The sequence below is a fragment of the Avibacterium volantium genome, from assembly GCF_900635775.1.
Classification (GTDB): Bacteria; Pseudomonadota; Gammaproteobacteria; order Enterobacterales; family Pasteurellaceae; genus Avibacterium; species Avibacterium volantium.
On record NZ_LR134167.1, the window covers coordinates 1986988 to 2000980 of the forward strand.

15 protein-coding genes are annotated in these 13993 nt (G+C 41.5%); 12 read left to right on the forward strand and 3 right to left on the reverse strand.

The features are described 5' to 3' along the window. Nucleotides 1-38 precede the first annotated feature (38 nt). Both ELZ61_RS09380 and ELZ61_RS09385 read left to right on the forward strand, forming a co-directional pair. Nucleotides 39-980, forward strand: coding sequence for a sugar kinase (locus tag ELZ61_RS09380; RefSeq protein ID WP_126373173.1), 942 nt, complete (start codon nt 39-41; stop codon nt 978-980). A gap of 10 nt (nt 981-990) precedes the next feature. Further along, on the forward strand, nt 991-1626 hold the full coding sequence (locus ELZ61_RS09385; protein ID WP_115249112.1) for a bifunctional 4-hydroxy-2-oxoglutarate aldolase/2-dehydro-3-deoxy-phosphogluconate aldolase: 636 nt from the start codon (nt 991-993) through the stop codon (nt 1624-1626). Nucleotides 1627-1715: 89 nt separating this feature from the next. On the opposite strand, the gene ELZ61_RS09390 is transcribed toward ELZ61_RS09385, so the two are convergent. Further along, nucleotides 1716-2540, reverse strand: coding sequence for a glycerophosphodiester phosphodiesterase (locus ELZ61_RS09390; protein WP_126373175.1), 825 nt, complete (start codon nt 2538-2540; stop codon nt 1716-1718). A gap of 221 nt (nt 2541-2761) precedes the next feature. Between ELZ61_RS09390 and ELZ61_RS09395 the strand changes: the two genes are divergently transcribed. The 8 genes from ELZ61_RS09395 (at nt 2762) to ELZ61_RS09430 (ending at nt 10001) form a co-directional block, all read left to right on the forward strand. Further along, entirely contained in the window at nt 2762-3835 is a 1074-nt protein-coding gene (locus tag ELZ61_RS09395; RefSeq protein ID WP_126373177.1) for an ABC transporter ATP-binding protein, read from the forward strand. Further along, nucleotides 3832-4701, forward strand: a complete 870-nt coding sequence (locus ELZ61_RS09400) for an ABC transporter permease (RefSeq protein WP_103853312.1) — start codon at nt 3832-3834, stop codon at nt 4699-4701. Before ELZ61_RS09395 ends, ELZ61_RS09400 begins: the two co-directional genes overlap by 4 nt. Further along, nucleotides 4698-5540 carry an ABC transporter permease gene (locus ELZ61_RS09405; RefSeq protein WP_035686885.1) on the forward strand — a complete coding sequence of 281 codons (843 nt, stop codon included), beginning with the start codon at nt 4698-4700 and terminating at the stop codon, nt 5538-5540. Before ELZ61_RS09400 ends, ELZ61_RS09405 begins: the two co-directional genes overlap by 4 nt. A gap of 23 nt (nt 5541-5563) precedes the next feature. After that, a complete protein-coding gene (locus ELZ61_RS09410; RefSeq protein ID WP_126373671.1) occupies nt 5564-6646 on the forward strand; it encodes an extracellular solute-binding protein in 1083 nt (360 codons plus the stop codon). A 185-nt stretch (nt 6647-6831) separates the two neighbouring features. After that, nucleotides 6832-8142: a histidine-type phosphatase gene (locus ELZ61_RS09415; protein ID WP_126373179.1), complete on the forward strand. Its 1311-nt coding sequence runs from the start codon at nt 6832-6834 to the stop codon at nt 8140-8142. A 92-nt stretch (nt 8143-8234) separates the two neighbouring features. After that, nucleotides 8235-9320 (forward strand): ROK family protein, encoded by a 1086-nt coding sequence (locus tag ELZ61_RS09420; RefSeq protein WP_126373181.1) that lies wholly within the window; start codon nt 8235-8237, stop codon nt 9318-9320. Nucleotides 9321-9439: 119 nt separating this feature from the next. Further along, entirely contained in the window at nt 9440-9682 is a 243-nt protein-coding gene (locus ELZ61_RS09425) for a type II toxin-antitoxin system RelB/DinJ family antitoxin (RefSeq protein ID WP_126373183.1), read from the forward strand. Next, nucleotides 9672-10001 carry a type II toxin-antitoxin system RelE family toxin gene (locus tag ELZ61_RS09430; protein ID WP_126373185.1) on the forward strand — a complete coding sequence of 110 codons (330 nt, stop codon included), beginning with the start codon at nt 9672-9674 and terminating at the stop codon, nt 9999-10001. The genes ELZ61_RS09425 and ELZ61_RS09430 overlap by 11 nt, the downstream gene beginning before the upstream one ends. Before the next feature lie 3 nt (nt 10002-10004). Here ELZ61_RS09430 and efp read toward each other — a convergent pair whose 3' ends face one another. Beyond that, nucleotides 10005-10571, reverse strand: coding sequence for an elongation factor P (gene efp, locus ELZ61_RS09435; RefSeq protein WP_103853318.1), 567 nt, complete (start codon nt 10569-10571; stop codon nt 10005-10007). A 34-nt stretch (nt 10572-10605) separates the two neighbouring features. Here efp and epmB point away from each other — a divergent pair, with 34 nt between their 5' ends. Beyond that, nucleotides 10606-11619, forward strand: coding sequence for an EF-P beta-lysylation protein EpmB (epmB, locus tag ELZ61_RS09440; RefSeq protein WP_126373187.1), 1014 nt, complete (start codon nt 10606-10608; stop codon nt 11617-11619). Between the two features lie 93 nt (nt 11620-11712). Continuing rightward, nucleotides 11713-12933 carry an opacity-associated protein OapA gene (gene oapA / locus ELZ61_RS09445; protein ID WP_126373189.1) on the forward strand — a complete coding sequence of 407 codons (1221 nt, stop codon included), beginning with the start codon at nt 11713-11715 and terminating at the stop codon, nt 12931-12933. Nucleotides 12934-13021: 88 nt separating this feature from the next. On the opposite strand, the gene rdgC is transcribed toward oapA, so the two are convergent. Beyond that, entirely contained in the window at nt 13022-13927 is a 906-nt protein-coding gene (gene rdgC, locus ELZ61_RS09450; protein WP_126373191.1) for a recombination-associated protein RdgC, read from the reverse strand. Nucleotides 13928-13993 lie beyond the last annotated feature (66 nt).

Here is a 13993-nt window from a genome sequence, read left to right on the forward strand (position 1 = left end):
ATCGGCATTATTTCACTCACTTTATTAAGGGGGAAAAAGTGAAAAAAATTGCAATTATTGGCGAATGTATGATCGAATTAAACGGTGAGCCATTTGGCAATATGTGGCAAACTTACGGCGGGGACACGCTTAACACCGCTACCTATCTTGCCCGAGTAAGTAATCCACAAGATATTGGTGTGCATTATATTACCGCAATGGGGGCGGACAAACTCAGCCAACAGATGATTCAACACTGGCAACAAGATCAGATTCACACCGACAGCGTACTTATCGATCCCAATCGCCAAGCAGGGCTTTATTTAATCCAACTCGATAAATTTGGCGAACGCACCTTTCTTTATTGGCGTTCAGAATCTGCCGCGCGTTACTTACTGCAACACCCCGATTATCCGCAAGTGCAAGATAAATTAGCAGAAATGGATATGATTTATCTCAGTGGCATTTCCCTTGCCATTTTGCCTGATGCCGATCGCTATGCGCTTATCGAACAGCTCAAACAGCTTGCCGCGCAAGGCGTAAAAATTACCTTTGATAGCAACTATCGCCCGAAACTCTGGGAATCTGCCGCAAAAACGCAAGAAATTTACACTGCACTTTATCCACTGGTTCACCTTGCTTTAGTCACCTTTGATGATGAACAAGCGCTCTGGGGCGACAACGATCCTGCACAATCTGTGCAACGCTTAAGAGAACTTGGGGTAAAAAATATCGTGTTGAAACAAGGTAAAGAAGGGGCATTATTCTGCGATGAGCAAGGCAACCAGCAAAATGTTGCCACCACGCCTGTAACCAACGTGGTGGATACCACCTCTGCAGGCGATGCCTTCAACGCTGGCTTTTTAAACGGCTATTTGCGTGATAAATTACCGCAACAATGCTGCCAACAAGGCAACCAAGTCGCAGGCATCGTCATTCAGCATAAAGGGGCGATTATTGACAAAAACGCCACCGCACACCTAATTGATCAATTTAACTGAGGAATACGCAATGAACACAGCGCAAATTATTGAAAAACTTCGCCAATTAAAAGTGATCCCCGTGATCGCCCTAGATAACGCACAGGATATTCTTCCCCTTGCGGAAACCTTAGCCAGCAACGGCTTACCAGTGGTGGAAATCACTTTCCGCTCAGCCGCAGCGGAAGAAGCAATCCGCTTAATCCGCCAGCATAACCCTTCTATCTTAATCGCTGCTGGCACGGTGCTAACCAGCGAACAAGTGGTACAAGCGAAAAATGCAGGCGCAGATTGCATTGTTACCCCAGGCTTTAACCCAAAAATCGTAAAACTTTGCCAAGAATTGGATATTCCTGTTATGCCGGGAGTGAATAACCCAATGTCCATTGAAGCGGCATTAGAATTAGGCGTAACCGCAGTGAAATTCTTCCCTGCCGAAGCTTCAGGTGGCGTGAAAATGATCAAAGCCTTACTCGGCCCTTATGCACAATTACAAATTATGCCAACGGGCGGAATCAGCGTAAACAACATTAAAGACTATCTCGCCATTCCAAATGTCGTGGCGTGCGGCGGCTCGTGGTTCGTAGAAAAATCCCTTATCAACAGCCATAATTGGGAAGAAATCGGCCGTTTAGTTCGTGAAGCCGTAGCAATTACTAATGCTTAACTCGGCTAATAGCAAAACAAAGCCTTGAAAAAAGTGCGGTGGAAAATTTTGAAGAATTTGCACCGCACTTTTTCTTATAATTCAGAACATCAATAAGGCATTTTGCCTGCTTTTTCAATTAATGATTTGAGATAGGGAATATCATCGTGGCTTAGCATATCGATCAAGCCTTCGCTTAGCCATTGAATGATTTCACTTTCTGTATCGTAACCATATTTTTGGTTGTACATTTCTAGCACAGGGATTTCTTTGGATTCGTGCAGATACATTCTCACTGATAACCCTGCTTTTTTGTAAGCAATTAAATCTTCTTTGCCAACATAGTGGTATTCCACGCAAACACTGCTGGCGTTTGATCCCAACACTGCACTGAGCTGATCGTTATAGCGTGCGAGGGTAACCACTTGTAAACGCAATGCTGGTAATAATGCTTTGACTTTATTAATTAAAACGTGATCAAAACCCAATAATAAAATTTGATCTACCGTGTTGGTGCGTTGCAAAATCTCCGCCAGCACTTCGGCAAAACGCTGATGATTACGGCGTTGTTTGGCTTCTACAATCAAACCAACATTATTTTCTAATGCCCATTTTAACACGGTTTCTAATTCCACAATGTGCGTACCTTTGAATTCAGGTGAGAACTTTTCACCAAAATCATAGCGTTGTAGTTCAGCAAGCGTCATTTGTTCCACATAACCTTCACCGTTAGAAACGCGTTCGATAGAAAAATCGTGGATAACCACCATTTTTTCATCTTTTGTCATTGCAATATCAAGTTCAATGCTATGTGTTCCCGCCTCTAATGCGCCGATAAAAGCAGGCATTGTGTTTTCTGGATACTTGGCACTGTAACCGCGATGGCTGTTTGCCAAAATCAAACCTTTTTCTGTAACGTTAAATTCAAATGCCATTTTCAACCTCTCTTTTAATTCATTTTAAAAACTAAATTCATTTTAGAGATAATAGAAACATCGCGCAAATACTATCGCAAATAACAGGGATAAATATCTAATTTTCGTGATCGAACTCACAAAAACAAACTTAAATGAGTTTATTTTTTATATTGTAATTGATCGCGCTTTATCTTCTAGTTTAGAGTATCCACAAAATTATCATCGAGGAGGAATCGATTATGGCAAAACTAGAATTACGCAATATCACCAAAAAATTTGGTGATTTTTATGCAGCAAATAATATTTCGTTTAGTGCTGAAGAAGGGGAATTTGTTACCTTGCTCGGCCCGAGTGGTTGCGGAAAAACCTCATTACTGAAATTGATCGCAGGCTTTCATCGTGCCGATGAAGGGGAGATTGTGATTGGCGATCGCCAAGTGAATGACATTCCACCAGAAAAGCGTAACACGGCGATGTGTTTCCAATCTTATGCGTTGTTCCCTCATTTGAATGTTTCACACAATATTTGTTATGGGCTAAAGCAAAAGAAAATTCCTATTGATGAACAAATTGCACGCTTGAATGTGGCGTTAAAACAAATGGATTTAGAAACCCAAAAGCTAAAATTACCTTCTGAGCTTTCGGGCGGTCAGCAACAACGTGTCGCCCTTGCACGCGCAATGGTAACGCGTCCTGATGTGATTTTATTTGATGAGCCGCTCTCAAATCTTGATGCGAAATTACGCGAAAGTGTACGTTTTGAAATTAAGCAACTTTCTCATCAATACAATCTTACCAGTATTTATGTTACCCACGATCAAGCAGAAGCCTTATCAATGTCAGATAAGATCATCGTGCTAAACAAGGGGTCGATTGAGCAAGTAGGTACGCCGCAAGAAATTTATTATCAACCGAAAAATCGCTTTATTGCCGATTTTATTGGCGTGGCAAACATTACTAAAGCGAATGTCAAACATTGGCAAGGTGATCTCTATCAAGTGGATTCCTTATGGGGCAAATTCATTGTGCAATCAGCCCACAAGCCTGTGGCTGAGAATATTTATATTTGTTTCCGCCCTGAAGATGCAATCCCTTGTGAGCCAAATAGCAACGTGGAAAATAAATTTAGCGTCAAAGTGCTGCAAACCGCCTTTATGGGCAATATGACTGAAGTGCAAGGCTTGGTAACTTCAGGTTTGCCCAATGAGAAAGTGCGGTTGCAATTAACCAAATTTTCGCCGTTGTTAAATCAATCAGAAGAATTATTTTTCACCCTCGCGCGTGATGCCATTCGTTTCTTGGAGGCGGTATGAAATCCTTAAAACAAGATCTCAAAGCCTGGCTTCTGTTAGGAACAGGGCTTGGCACTATTTTATTATTAATGGGTTCAACCTTTTATTTAGTGGTGGCGCAAAGTTTCGGCTTGCAAAATATGTATGGCGAACCGTCCCATTTCACCTTGGATTATTGGCAAGAAGTGCTTAGCAATCCTATCTTTCATAAGTCTTTTTGGTATTCGGTACGCGTTTCCTTTCTTGGCGCGGTATTTTCCATTTTAGTGGCTTACCCTATTGCGCTGTGGTTGCGTAATCCAATTAAAGGCAAAGAATTTATTGTTACCTTTTTCCGTATGCCGATGCTGGTGCCGGGATTGGTTGCTGCATTCTTATTTATGAATATGATTTCCTACCACGGCATTCTCAATGAAACCTTAGTTTGGCTCGGTATTTGGGAGCAGCCAAAATCCCTACAAAATGACAGCTTTGGCTGGGGCATTGTGATTTTGCAAATGTGGAAAAATATTCCTTTCGCCTTAATTCTTGTTGGCGGTGCAGTGAATTCACTAAAAAGCGATCTCTTTGATGCGGCGTCAAATCTGGGTTCAAACAGTTGGCAGCGTTTTATTTATGTGATTTTCCCTCTCACACTTGGGGCGGTGCAAGTTTCCTTTATTTTGATTTTTATCGGTGCATTAGGGGATTTCGCCTTTTATAGCATTGCCGGCCCACGCGATACCTATTCTCTGGCTCGTTTTATGCAAATGAGCGCCTATGAATTTGAAGAATGGAACCAAAGTGCGGTGTTAGCAATGGTAATTATGCTCACCTCTGCACTCGCGTCAATTTTAATCACGCTGATTATTCGTCCATTATCTGTTAAACGAGGAGCGGTAAAATGAACAAAATACAAAGCAAAAACACACGTTTAATCAACCGCATTGTGCTGATCTTTTTTGTGGTAGTAAATTTTGTTTGGCTCGTTTTGCCGTTCCTAATGGCAGGATTATGGTCGCTTGTTGATCCACAACATCCTTGGAGCTATCCAGATATTTTCCCGCCTGTGCTTTCTTTTGAACGTTGGCATTATGTATGGGAAAACACCGCACTGAAAGAAGCAATGTTGAATAGCTACACCATTGCACCGATTGTTTCTTTAATCGCCATCACCCTTGCCTTGCCAACAGCCTATGCCTTTGGTCGAATGGAGTTTCGTGGTAAAAAAATTGCCGAACTCATCACCTTAATTCCTTTGGTGATCCCGGGAATGATCATTGCGCTATTCTTTAGTGCGGTGTTAATTCAGTTAAATATTAACAATCCAATGATCGGCATTATTATCGGGCATACGGTAATGACATTACCTTACGCGATTCGCATTTTATCTTCAGGATTTTCTTCCGTGCCACAAGATTTAATTGATGCAAGTCGCGATCTTGGTGCGTCAAAATTCACTACCTTTAAAGATGTTTATCTACCTATGCTAAAACCTGCATTTTTGGCGTCAATTATTTTCTGTTTAGTGAAAAGTATCGAAGAATTTAGTATTTCTTTTGTCATCGGTTCACCAGATTTTATCACCGTTCCAACCATACTTTACTCTTTCTTGGGCTACTCTTTCATTCGCCCAAATGCCGCCGTGGTATCGATCATCTTATTAATTCCAAACGTTATCTTGCTATTAATTATTGAGCGTTTATTGAAAGGTAACTATTTATCACAATCCACAGGCAAAGCCTGATTTCCACCAGAGGAGAAACAATGATGAAAACTCGTCTTATCAAAACCGCATTAATCAGTTTAGGGCTAACCACCGCCCTGTACGTTTCGGCTTCCCAAGATCTCAGCCAAAAAAGCTGGGAAGAGATTGTGGCGCAAGCTAAACAAGAAGGCTCGGTAACCTTTAGCGTGTGGTATTTACAACCGCAATTCCGTCTTTTTGTCAAAGATTTTGAAAAAGCCTATGGCATCAAAGTGAAAATTCCTGAAGGCACTTTAGACGGCAATATGAATAAGCTGATCGCAGAAAAATCCCTCGCGAAAGGAAAAATGGACGTGATCGCCATCGCAGCCGACAATTATCCTATCGTGCAGAAAAATGATGTGTTACGAAATCTCAACAGCTTGCCTAATTTCGCTCAAGCCAACCACGCTTTGCAAGGAGTGAAATTTGGCAATCACGCAATGGGCTTTTGGGGCAACCAAACGGGCTTCGCTTATGATCCAATGCGGGTGAGTGAAGATCAACTGCCACAAACCTGGGCGGAAACTGAAACCTATATCCAAACTCACCCGAAAAAATTTGGTTACGCTGATCCAAATGGTGGGGCTTCGGGCAAAGCCTTTATTTTCCAAGCCTTGCTCAACATCAGTGGTAATTATGATTATCAAAACACACCTTTTGACGCAGCTCAAACCGAAAAATGGCAAAGCACTTGGGATTGGTTTAATCAAAATAAACAAAATATGGTACGCACCGCCTCGAACGCGGACAGCTTAACACGCTTAAATGATGGTGAATTAGACATTGTTTCCGCGTGGCAAGATCATTTATTTAGCCTACAAAAACAAGGCGCGGTAACACCAAGATTGAAATTCTATGTGCCAAAATTTGGTATGCCGGGCGGCGGTAATGTGGTGGTTGTCGCACAAAATGCCCCACACCCTGCGGCAAGTTTAGTGTTTACCAACTGGCTAGTTTCACCTGAAACGCAACAAAAATTAGCCGACCATTTTGGTATCCGCCCATTAAATGCCGAAGTGGGCGAAGCGGATATTCCATTCTTCCCACTAGATTGGAGCAAAGCCGCCATTGCTGATTTTACCAAAGAAGTGATCGCCAAATAATATTATTGATGAGTTAAGGTTCTGCCTTAACTCATTTTTTTCTCTCTTTTTTTGATTATTGTTGCAACAAAATCCATTTAGATTTAACGTTGTTATTGCAAAAGTGCGGTTAAAAATTTTGCAATTTTTATGGCATTTAGTGCAAATAATGCCCCTTCCTTTCTCTCAATATTGGAGGACATTCTATGAAAAAACTCACCTTAAGCCTTAATTTAGTTAGCTTACTTAGCTGCTCACTGTTTTATGCAACCAATCTTAATGCTGCGCCTAATGTGCCTGACAATCCCCAAGCACAAGCGCTGCAATTAGAAAAAATTGTGATTTTCAGCCGACACGGTATTCGCACGCCCTTAGTTGGTAAAGACAGCATTTTATCCCAAGCTACCCCTTATCAATGGGTAAAATGGCAGGATAAAACGGGCTATCTCACCGCTAAAGGTGCAAGATTAGAAAAATTATTCGCGGCGTACTGGTCTGAATGGTTGCAACAAACAGGAATTCTTTCCTCACAATGCCCGAAAAACGATCTCTTTATTTACACCAATGCTCGTCCACGCACCATTGATACTGGCGTAAGTTTCGCTAAAGGGGCTTATTCACATTGTGCAATAAGAGTCAATTATCTGGGCGAATATAACACGATGGATAACACCTTTAATCCCGTGATTCGCAGCAAAGTAGATAAAGCCTTTGAACAAAAAGCACGCAAAGCGGTAGATGAATTAGTGGGCGAAGGTGGATTTGCACAACTCAACAGGCATCTACAAAGCAATTTCAACGAACTCGCGCAAGCCTTAAATCAAGGACAATCGCCATTATGCCAAGAAAAACAATTGTGTAATTTAGACCAAGAAGCCAATACGCTCACTTTCACCCAAGGCAAAGAGCCTAAAACCACAGGTGCGTTACGTGATGGCACAGGTGCGGCAGATAGTTTCCTACTACAATATTACGAAGGCTTCCCAGCCAAAGAAGTGGCTTGGGGACGCATTGATAACCAAGAAAGCTGGAAAAAAATTGTTGATATAAAAGAGCGTTACAACCAATTATTATTCGGCACGCAAGTAATGGCAAAAGAAGCCGCAACGCCATTGCTCACCTTTATTCAAAACAGCTTCAAAGATTATGGTTATCAGCACCCTTACATTGAAAAAGCTCGCAAGTCGAAAGTGGTATTATTAGTCGGACATGATTCCAATGTTGGCTCGCTCTTACCATTATTGAAAGTGAAACCTTATCATCTGCCCGATCAGCTAGAAACCACGCCAATTAGTGGTAAAGTGGCATTTGAGAAATGGGTGAACGCAAAAGGCGAAGCCTTTATGAAAGTGGAATATGTTTATCAAACCATTGATCAATTACGCAACGGCACGAAACTTTCTTTGACTAATCCCCCAAATCGTATAACCTTACAGCTTGAAGATTGCCCAACCAACGCGCAAGGTCTATGCAAAATGGAAGATTTTTACCAAGCCGTTGAAAACGCCTTAAAATAATACCGCACTTTTCGTTGTGCGAGTTAAGGTAACATTGAGGGATAAGCCTCTCTGATCGCAAAGCGAGGCTTTTATTTCATAAAGACAACAAAATGAAAAAAGAAAATTCCGTATTTAATTTAAAATCCAGCGAAAAATTGTTATTACGCCTCATACGTCAATATTCCCCTTCACGCAAGGAATTAAGTGCTTTGTCGGGCTTAACGGCAGGGGCAGTAACGCAATATTGCCGCAAACTGCTGTTTCTCGGCTTAATTAAAGAAACGGAGAAAATGGTAAAAAAACGGGGAACGCCCTCTTTTCATTTAACTTTAAATCCCAATGCTTGTTGCTCGATTGGTATCACCTTTTCAGATAACTCATTTCAGCTCGCAATCGTGGATTTTATTGGCAATAAAATTGCCAATGAACGCTATGTTTACCACAATAGCGTGCAATTTGATGAATTATGCCAACAAATTCGCACCGCACTTCAGCAACTTTTAGACAAAAAATTTCTCGCTGAAGCAAAAATTCTCGGCATCGGTTTTTCTCTTTCTGGCTACCTATTGGCCGATCAATCCATTTCCTCCCCTTGGTTTCCGTTATTACAAAATATCCCTAACTTAGCCAACGTATTCAGCGAAAAACTGGGCTATCCTTGCTACATCGAAAACAACATTAACACCGTTGCCTTAGGGGAATATTATTCAGGTTTATGGAATGATATTGAAGATATGGTGGTGATTAGCCTTGATTTTGGTATCGGCGCGGGGATTATTTCACAAGGTAAGCTAATCCGTGGCGGTTTCGGCAATGCAGGGGAAATCGGCTTATTATTTCCTTATGGCTCCCCACGCCCAAGTTGGAAAGATCTGAAAGAAAAACTTGGCGAAGAAAATCAGAACGCTAACCTACTCGACAACTCAGCGGTAAAAACTTGGCTTGAACATAGCCAACCCCAAGTGTTATCGCTCATTCTCTCCGCCATTGCGTGGCTTGATCCAAAAGTAATCGCCCTAACAGGAATGTTGCCCCAAACGCTAATCAATCAACTAATTGATTATGTTAAAAATGCAGAACAAGTGCAAAATATCAACCGCACTTCAGCACAACTCAGTGCCTCAAAAATAAAATTTGAAGATATTTCCATCGGCGCTGCCATTGTGCCAATTTATCACTTCTTACAAGATGGATGAGTAAATAATAAAGTGCGGTGCAAAAATCAGAAAAATTTGCACCGCACTTTTTCTTTATCTTGTTGTTGAGCGTAATGCAAAATAGCATTACAATTATCACAAAAATCAAAGGAGGAAAAATGGCAACACTTAATATTCGCCTTGATGACGAACTAAAACAAGAAGCTTATGCGGCATTACAGAAAATGAACCTGACACCAAGTGAAGCGGTAAGATTATTATTCCAATATGTCGCACAAAATAATAAATTTCCTATTCAAACGGTGTTAGTCAATGATGAAGATCTTGAATTGCTCGAAACAGTACGTCATCGCCTAGCCCACCCAGAAAAAGGCATTAAGGTTAGCTTCGATGAACTATGAGCTAGTTTTTGATCCAAGGGCGTTAAAAGAATGGCGTAAACTTGATGAAAATATAAAAGCACAATTTAAGAAAAAATTGGCTGAGATTTTGCGTAATCCTCACATTGAAGCTAATCGGCTTAGTCATTTTCCTGATTGCTATAAGATAAAACTACGCAATGCGGGATACCGTTTGATTTATCAAGTTCAAGATGAGCAAGTGATTGTTTTTGTTGTGGCTATCGGTAAACAAGAAAACAACCAAGCTTACAAAGAGGCAAAAAAAAGCTATAAAAAATCCGTACTGTTGTACGGATTTTTTGTATTTGCTTTACGCTGAAAATTACTTCACACGCGAAACATATTCACCAGAACGGGTATCAACTTTGATCACTTCGCCTGTTTGTACGAATAATGGCACGCGCACTACTGCACCAGTGCTTAATGTGGCTGGTTTGCCGCCTGTTCCTGCGGTGTCGCCTTTTAAGCCAGGATCGGTATCCACGATTTCTAATTCCACAAAGTTTGGTGGGGTTACAGAAATTGGTGCGCCGTTCCATAGGGTTACGATACAATCTGCTTGGTCTAATAACCATTTTTCTGCATCGCCCACCGCTTTTGCATCTGCTGAATATTGTTCAAATGTTTCTGGGTGCATAAAGTACCAGAAAGCGTCATCTTTGTAAGAATAGGTTAAGTTTAAATCCATTACGTCAGCCGCTTCCACAGACGTACCTGATTTAAAGTTCACATCTAACACTTTGCCAGAAATTAATTTACGAATGCGAGTACGGGTAAACGCTTGACCTTTTCCCGGTTTTACAAATTCATTTTCAACGATCACGCAAGGCTCGCCATCTTGCATAAATTTTAGACCTGGTTTGAAGTCAGTGGTAGTATATGTAGCCATATTATCCTCAAATAAAAAGAGATTGTTTTTAAAAGTGCGTATTTTAACCCGAAATATCCCCATTAGAGAAGTAGAAAATTGGGCAGTTCATCTCGCAAATGCCATTTCCGATCCCAAAGTCTTGCTGGAACACTTAAATCTTCCCCTTTCTCTTTTTGAAAAAGATTTTGCGGCCCGCAAGCTGTTTGCGTTGCGTGTTCCCTTGCCTTTTGTGGAACGAATGGAAAAAGGCAACCCGAATGATCCGCTCTTTTTGCAGGCAATGACGTCTCATTTAGAATTTGTGCAAGAGGAAGGATTTAGCAAAGATCCCTTAGAAGAACAACAAACCGTCGCGCCAAATATTTTGCATAAATACCATAACCGTTTGTTATTTATGGTAAAAAATAGCTGCGCGATTAATTGTCGCTACTGTTTCCGCCGCCATTTTCCTTATGCCGAAAACAAGGGCGATAAGAAAAATTGGCAAAAAGCCTTGGACTATATTGCGCAACATTCAGAAATTGATGAAGTGATTTTCTCTGGCGGCGATCCGCTTATGGCGAAAGATCACGAGCTACAATGGCTGCTAAAACAATTAGAAAAAATCCCGCACTTACAGCGTTTACGCATTCACAGCCGTTTACCGGTGGTGATTCCGCAGCGTATCACTGAGGAACTTTGCGAACTGCTGGCGCAATCTCGTTTGCAAACGGTGTTGGTTACCCACATCAATCACCCCAATGAAATTGATGAGCATTTGGCACACGCAATGGTGAAGCTGAAAAATGCGGGCGTAACCTTGCTTAACCAAGCGGTGATGCTGAAAAATATAAACGACAATGCCCACACGCTAAAGGCCTTGAGTGAGCAACTTTTTCGCATAGGCATTCTGCCCTATTACTTGCATTTGTTTGATAAAGTGGAAGGCGCGAGCCATTTTTATCTTGATGATGAAAGTGCGGTGGAAATTTACAAAGAATTACAAAAGCTCACTTCAGGCTATCTAGTGCCGAAATTAGCACGCGAAATTGCCAATGAGCCGAATAAAACCTTATATTCCGCTTAATTCAGCATAGAACAATGGCGAAATATCCTTTAAAATACGCAAAATTTACACCGCACTTTAGTTTAGTGCTTTTATTAACATAAGGTATCAACTGTGACTGAACAACATAAACCAGAAAATAATGCTGCTAACACAGCACAAAATGAACTTGATTTAGAATTTAATCAAATGGAACCCATTACGCCGAAGAAAACCATTACGCCAGAGCCTTCTTTGTTAGATAAAGCTAAAGGTTTTGTACATTCTTTCGGCAAAAAAGAACAGCCAGTTTCTGAACCTCAAAAACCTGTTATCAGCGAAAGCGAGGTCATCGTGGAAAATCACGCCAATAATACCCAAGAAACGGAGGTGATTATGGAAGAAAATGTGAAAACAGAACCTGTTCAGGAAGAACCTGTAAGCAGAAGTTTAAATAAGCCTGAACGTTGGGCAATTTTAGGCTTCATTCCGCCAAAATATCGCCGTATTTTCATCGTATTATTACTTGCGGTGATCATTTTGTTGATTATCTCTTGGTTAAAACCAAGTACAGATACGGTAAATGCGTTTGAACAGCCGTCAAACAGCATTCCAACGCAGTTCCAATCGCTCAATCAAGAACAGCCAATGGAAAATAATGTGTTGGATAACTTAAACCAAGGGCAACCTGCACAACAAGCAGATACACAAAATGCTCAAAGTAGCAGTGAGAATGCGCAAACTACTGTGGCAAATGCAGAAAATAGTGCAGACAATGCTCAAAGCAATCCTGCAACAAGCCCTGAACCGGTTGCCCAGCCAAGCGTTCAAACAGAGCAACCTGTTGTGCCAGCAGTGAAACCGCAACCAACACCCGCTGAGCCAAAACAAGTGGTAGAAACGGTGAAAACGGCAAGCAACCCTGCTGCGGCACAAACACAGCCGAAACCACAGCCTAAGCCTGTGGCAAAAGCGACAACGCAAACAACCAATACAAGCAAACCAAAAGCAGAAAACAAAGCTCAAACTGCGAAAAAAGCAGAGCCTAAAGCGGAGAAAAAAGTCCCTGTGGTGGAAGCAAAACCAGCAACGAACAAACCTACTGGCACAAGCAAAACCCTGACTATTCCGCAAGGCGTTTCGCTTATGCAAGTCTTCCGCGATAACAATCTGAATATTTCTGATGTGAATGCGATGACAAAAGCAAACGGTGCGGGCAATGCGTTAAGTAGCTTTAAACCGGGTGATAAAGTGCAAATTTCGGTTAATTCGCAAGGGCGTGTTGAACAGCTTCGTTTAGCCAATGGTAGCACCTTTATTCGTCAGGCGAATGGCACTTATCAGTATAAAAAATAAACCGTAAAAAAAGTAAACTGTTGAAAGAAACAAAAATGGCGGAATTTAATTTTCCGCCATTTTTTATTTCTGACAAAAACGACAAAAATTACAACCGCACTTTCTCTCCGCCGAAATCGTCCAATAAATTGGACGTTAATTTAGTAAGAATCCCTGTCATCAACACAAAATCGGCATCAAAGCGTTGCGCCACATCTTCTTTCAAAATATCGTCATTTTTTTCCCGCACTTCATCGGCAAACTTCAAGCGTTTTAAGGTGCCGTCTTCATTTAATACAAAGGTGAGATGCGCTTCCCATTCCAAAGCCAATTTGGTGATGGTTTTGCCAGATTGCAATAATGACAGAATTTCTTCCGCATCTAAGGCTTGCTGTTTGCAACGGATCACGGCGTTATCTTCACTGCCACGTAATTCGGCATCTTCCAATACAATCAACCAATCTGGTGTGGCATCATTGCTCACCCAATGACTCATTACTAAACTTGGATCATTGGCAAAAGCCAGCGGCACAACAGGCAGAGAGCCTAAGGATTTACGCAATAGTGCAAGGGCGTCCTCAGCACGCTTGCTTGAAGCCGCATCGACATAAACGAGCTGATTTTCACTATCCACCCAAATTGCCGTTTGCTGATATTTACTAAAGGCACGCGGTAGCAACATTGCCACCACATCGTCTTTCAGCGCTTGCTTTTCCACTTTCTTCAATTTGCGATTTTCTTTTTGCTCTAAATCAGCAATCCGCTGATCTAATTCGCGTTTTACAACGTGAGCAGGCAGGATCTTTTCTTCTTTGCGAGCCATTAATAAAATCTGTTTGCCCACCGAAAAATGTAACAACTCACTGGTTTTCAACGGTGAAACCCAACCAAATTTCTGCATATCCCCTTGACCACAAGGGTGAAACTCACATTGTGCAAGCTGTGCTTGCAACTGCTCGGCTGACCAATCTAATTCTTTAGTTAAACGATAGGTCATAACGTTCTTAAACCACATAGGCATTCCTTCTTTATTCGGGTAAAATGTGCCAACGAAAAACCTATTGTAACTGATCTTAAACAA

What these genes read in the sequence shown, in the direction of transcription:
- ELZ61_RS09430 (WP_126373185.1), top strand. Translation starts at nt 9,672, where the DNA reads ATGAACTATGAGCTAGTTTTTGATCCAAGGGCGTTAAAAGAATGGCGT.
- rdgC (WP_126373191.1), bottom strand. Translation starts at nt 13,927, where the DNA reads ATGTGGTTTAAGAACGTTATGACCTATCGTTTAACTAAAGAATTAGAT.
- ELZ61_RS09405 (WP_035686885.1), top strand. Translation starts at nt 4,698, where the DNA reads ATGAACAAAATACAAAGCAAAAACACACGTTTAATCAACCGCATTGTG.
- ELZ61_RS09420 (WP_126373181.1), top strand. Translation starts at nt 8,235, where the DNA reads ATGAAAAAAGAAAATTCCGTATTTAATTTAAAATCCAGCGAAAAATTG.
- efp (WP_103853318.1), bottom strand. Translation starts at nt 10,571, where the DNA reads ATGGCTACATATACTACCACTGACTTCAAACCAGGTCTAAAATTTATG.
- ELZ61_RS09410 (WP_126373671.1), top strand. Translation starts at nt 5,564, where the DNA reads ATGAAAACTCGTCTTATCAAAACCGCATTAATCAGTTTAGGGCTAACC.
- ELZ61_RS09400 (WP_103853312.1), top strand. Translation starts at nt 3,832, where the DNA reads ATGAAATCCTTAAAACAAGATCTCAAAGCCTGGCTTCTGTTAGGAACA.
- ELZ61_RS09385 (WP_115249112.1), top strand. Translation starts at nt 991, where the DNA reads ATGAACACAGCGCAAATTATTGAAAAACTTCGCCAATTAAAAGTGATC.
- ELZ61_RS09425 (WP_126373183.1), top strand. Translation starts at nt 9,440, where the DNA reads ATGGCAACACTTAATATTCGCCTTGATGACGAACTAAAACAAGAAGCT.
- ELZ61_RS09395 (WP_126373177.1), top strand. Translation starts at nt 2,762, where the DNA reads ATGGCAAAACTAGAATTACGCAATATCACCAAAAAATTTGGTGATTTT.
- ELZ61_RS09390 (WP_126373175.1), bottom strand. Translation starts at nt 2,540, where the DNA reads ATGGCATTTGAATTTAACGTTACAGAAAAAGGTTTGATTTTGGCAAAC.
- ELZ61_RS09415 (WP_126373179.1), top strand. Translation starts at nt 6,832, where the DNA reads ATGAAAAAACTCACCTTAAGCCTTAATTTAGTTAGCTTACTTAGCTGC.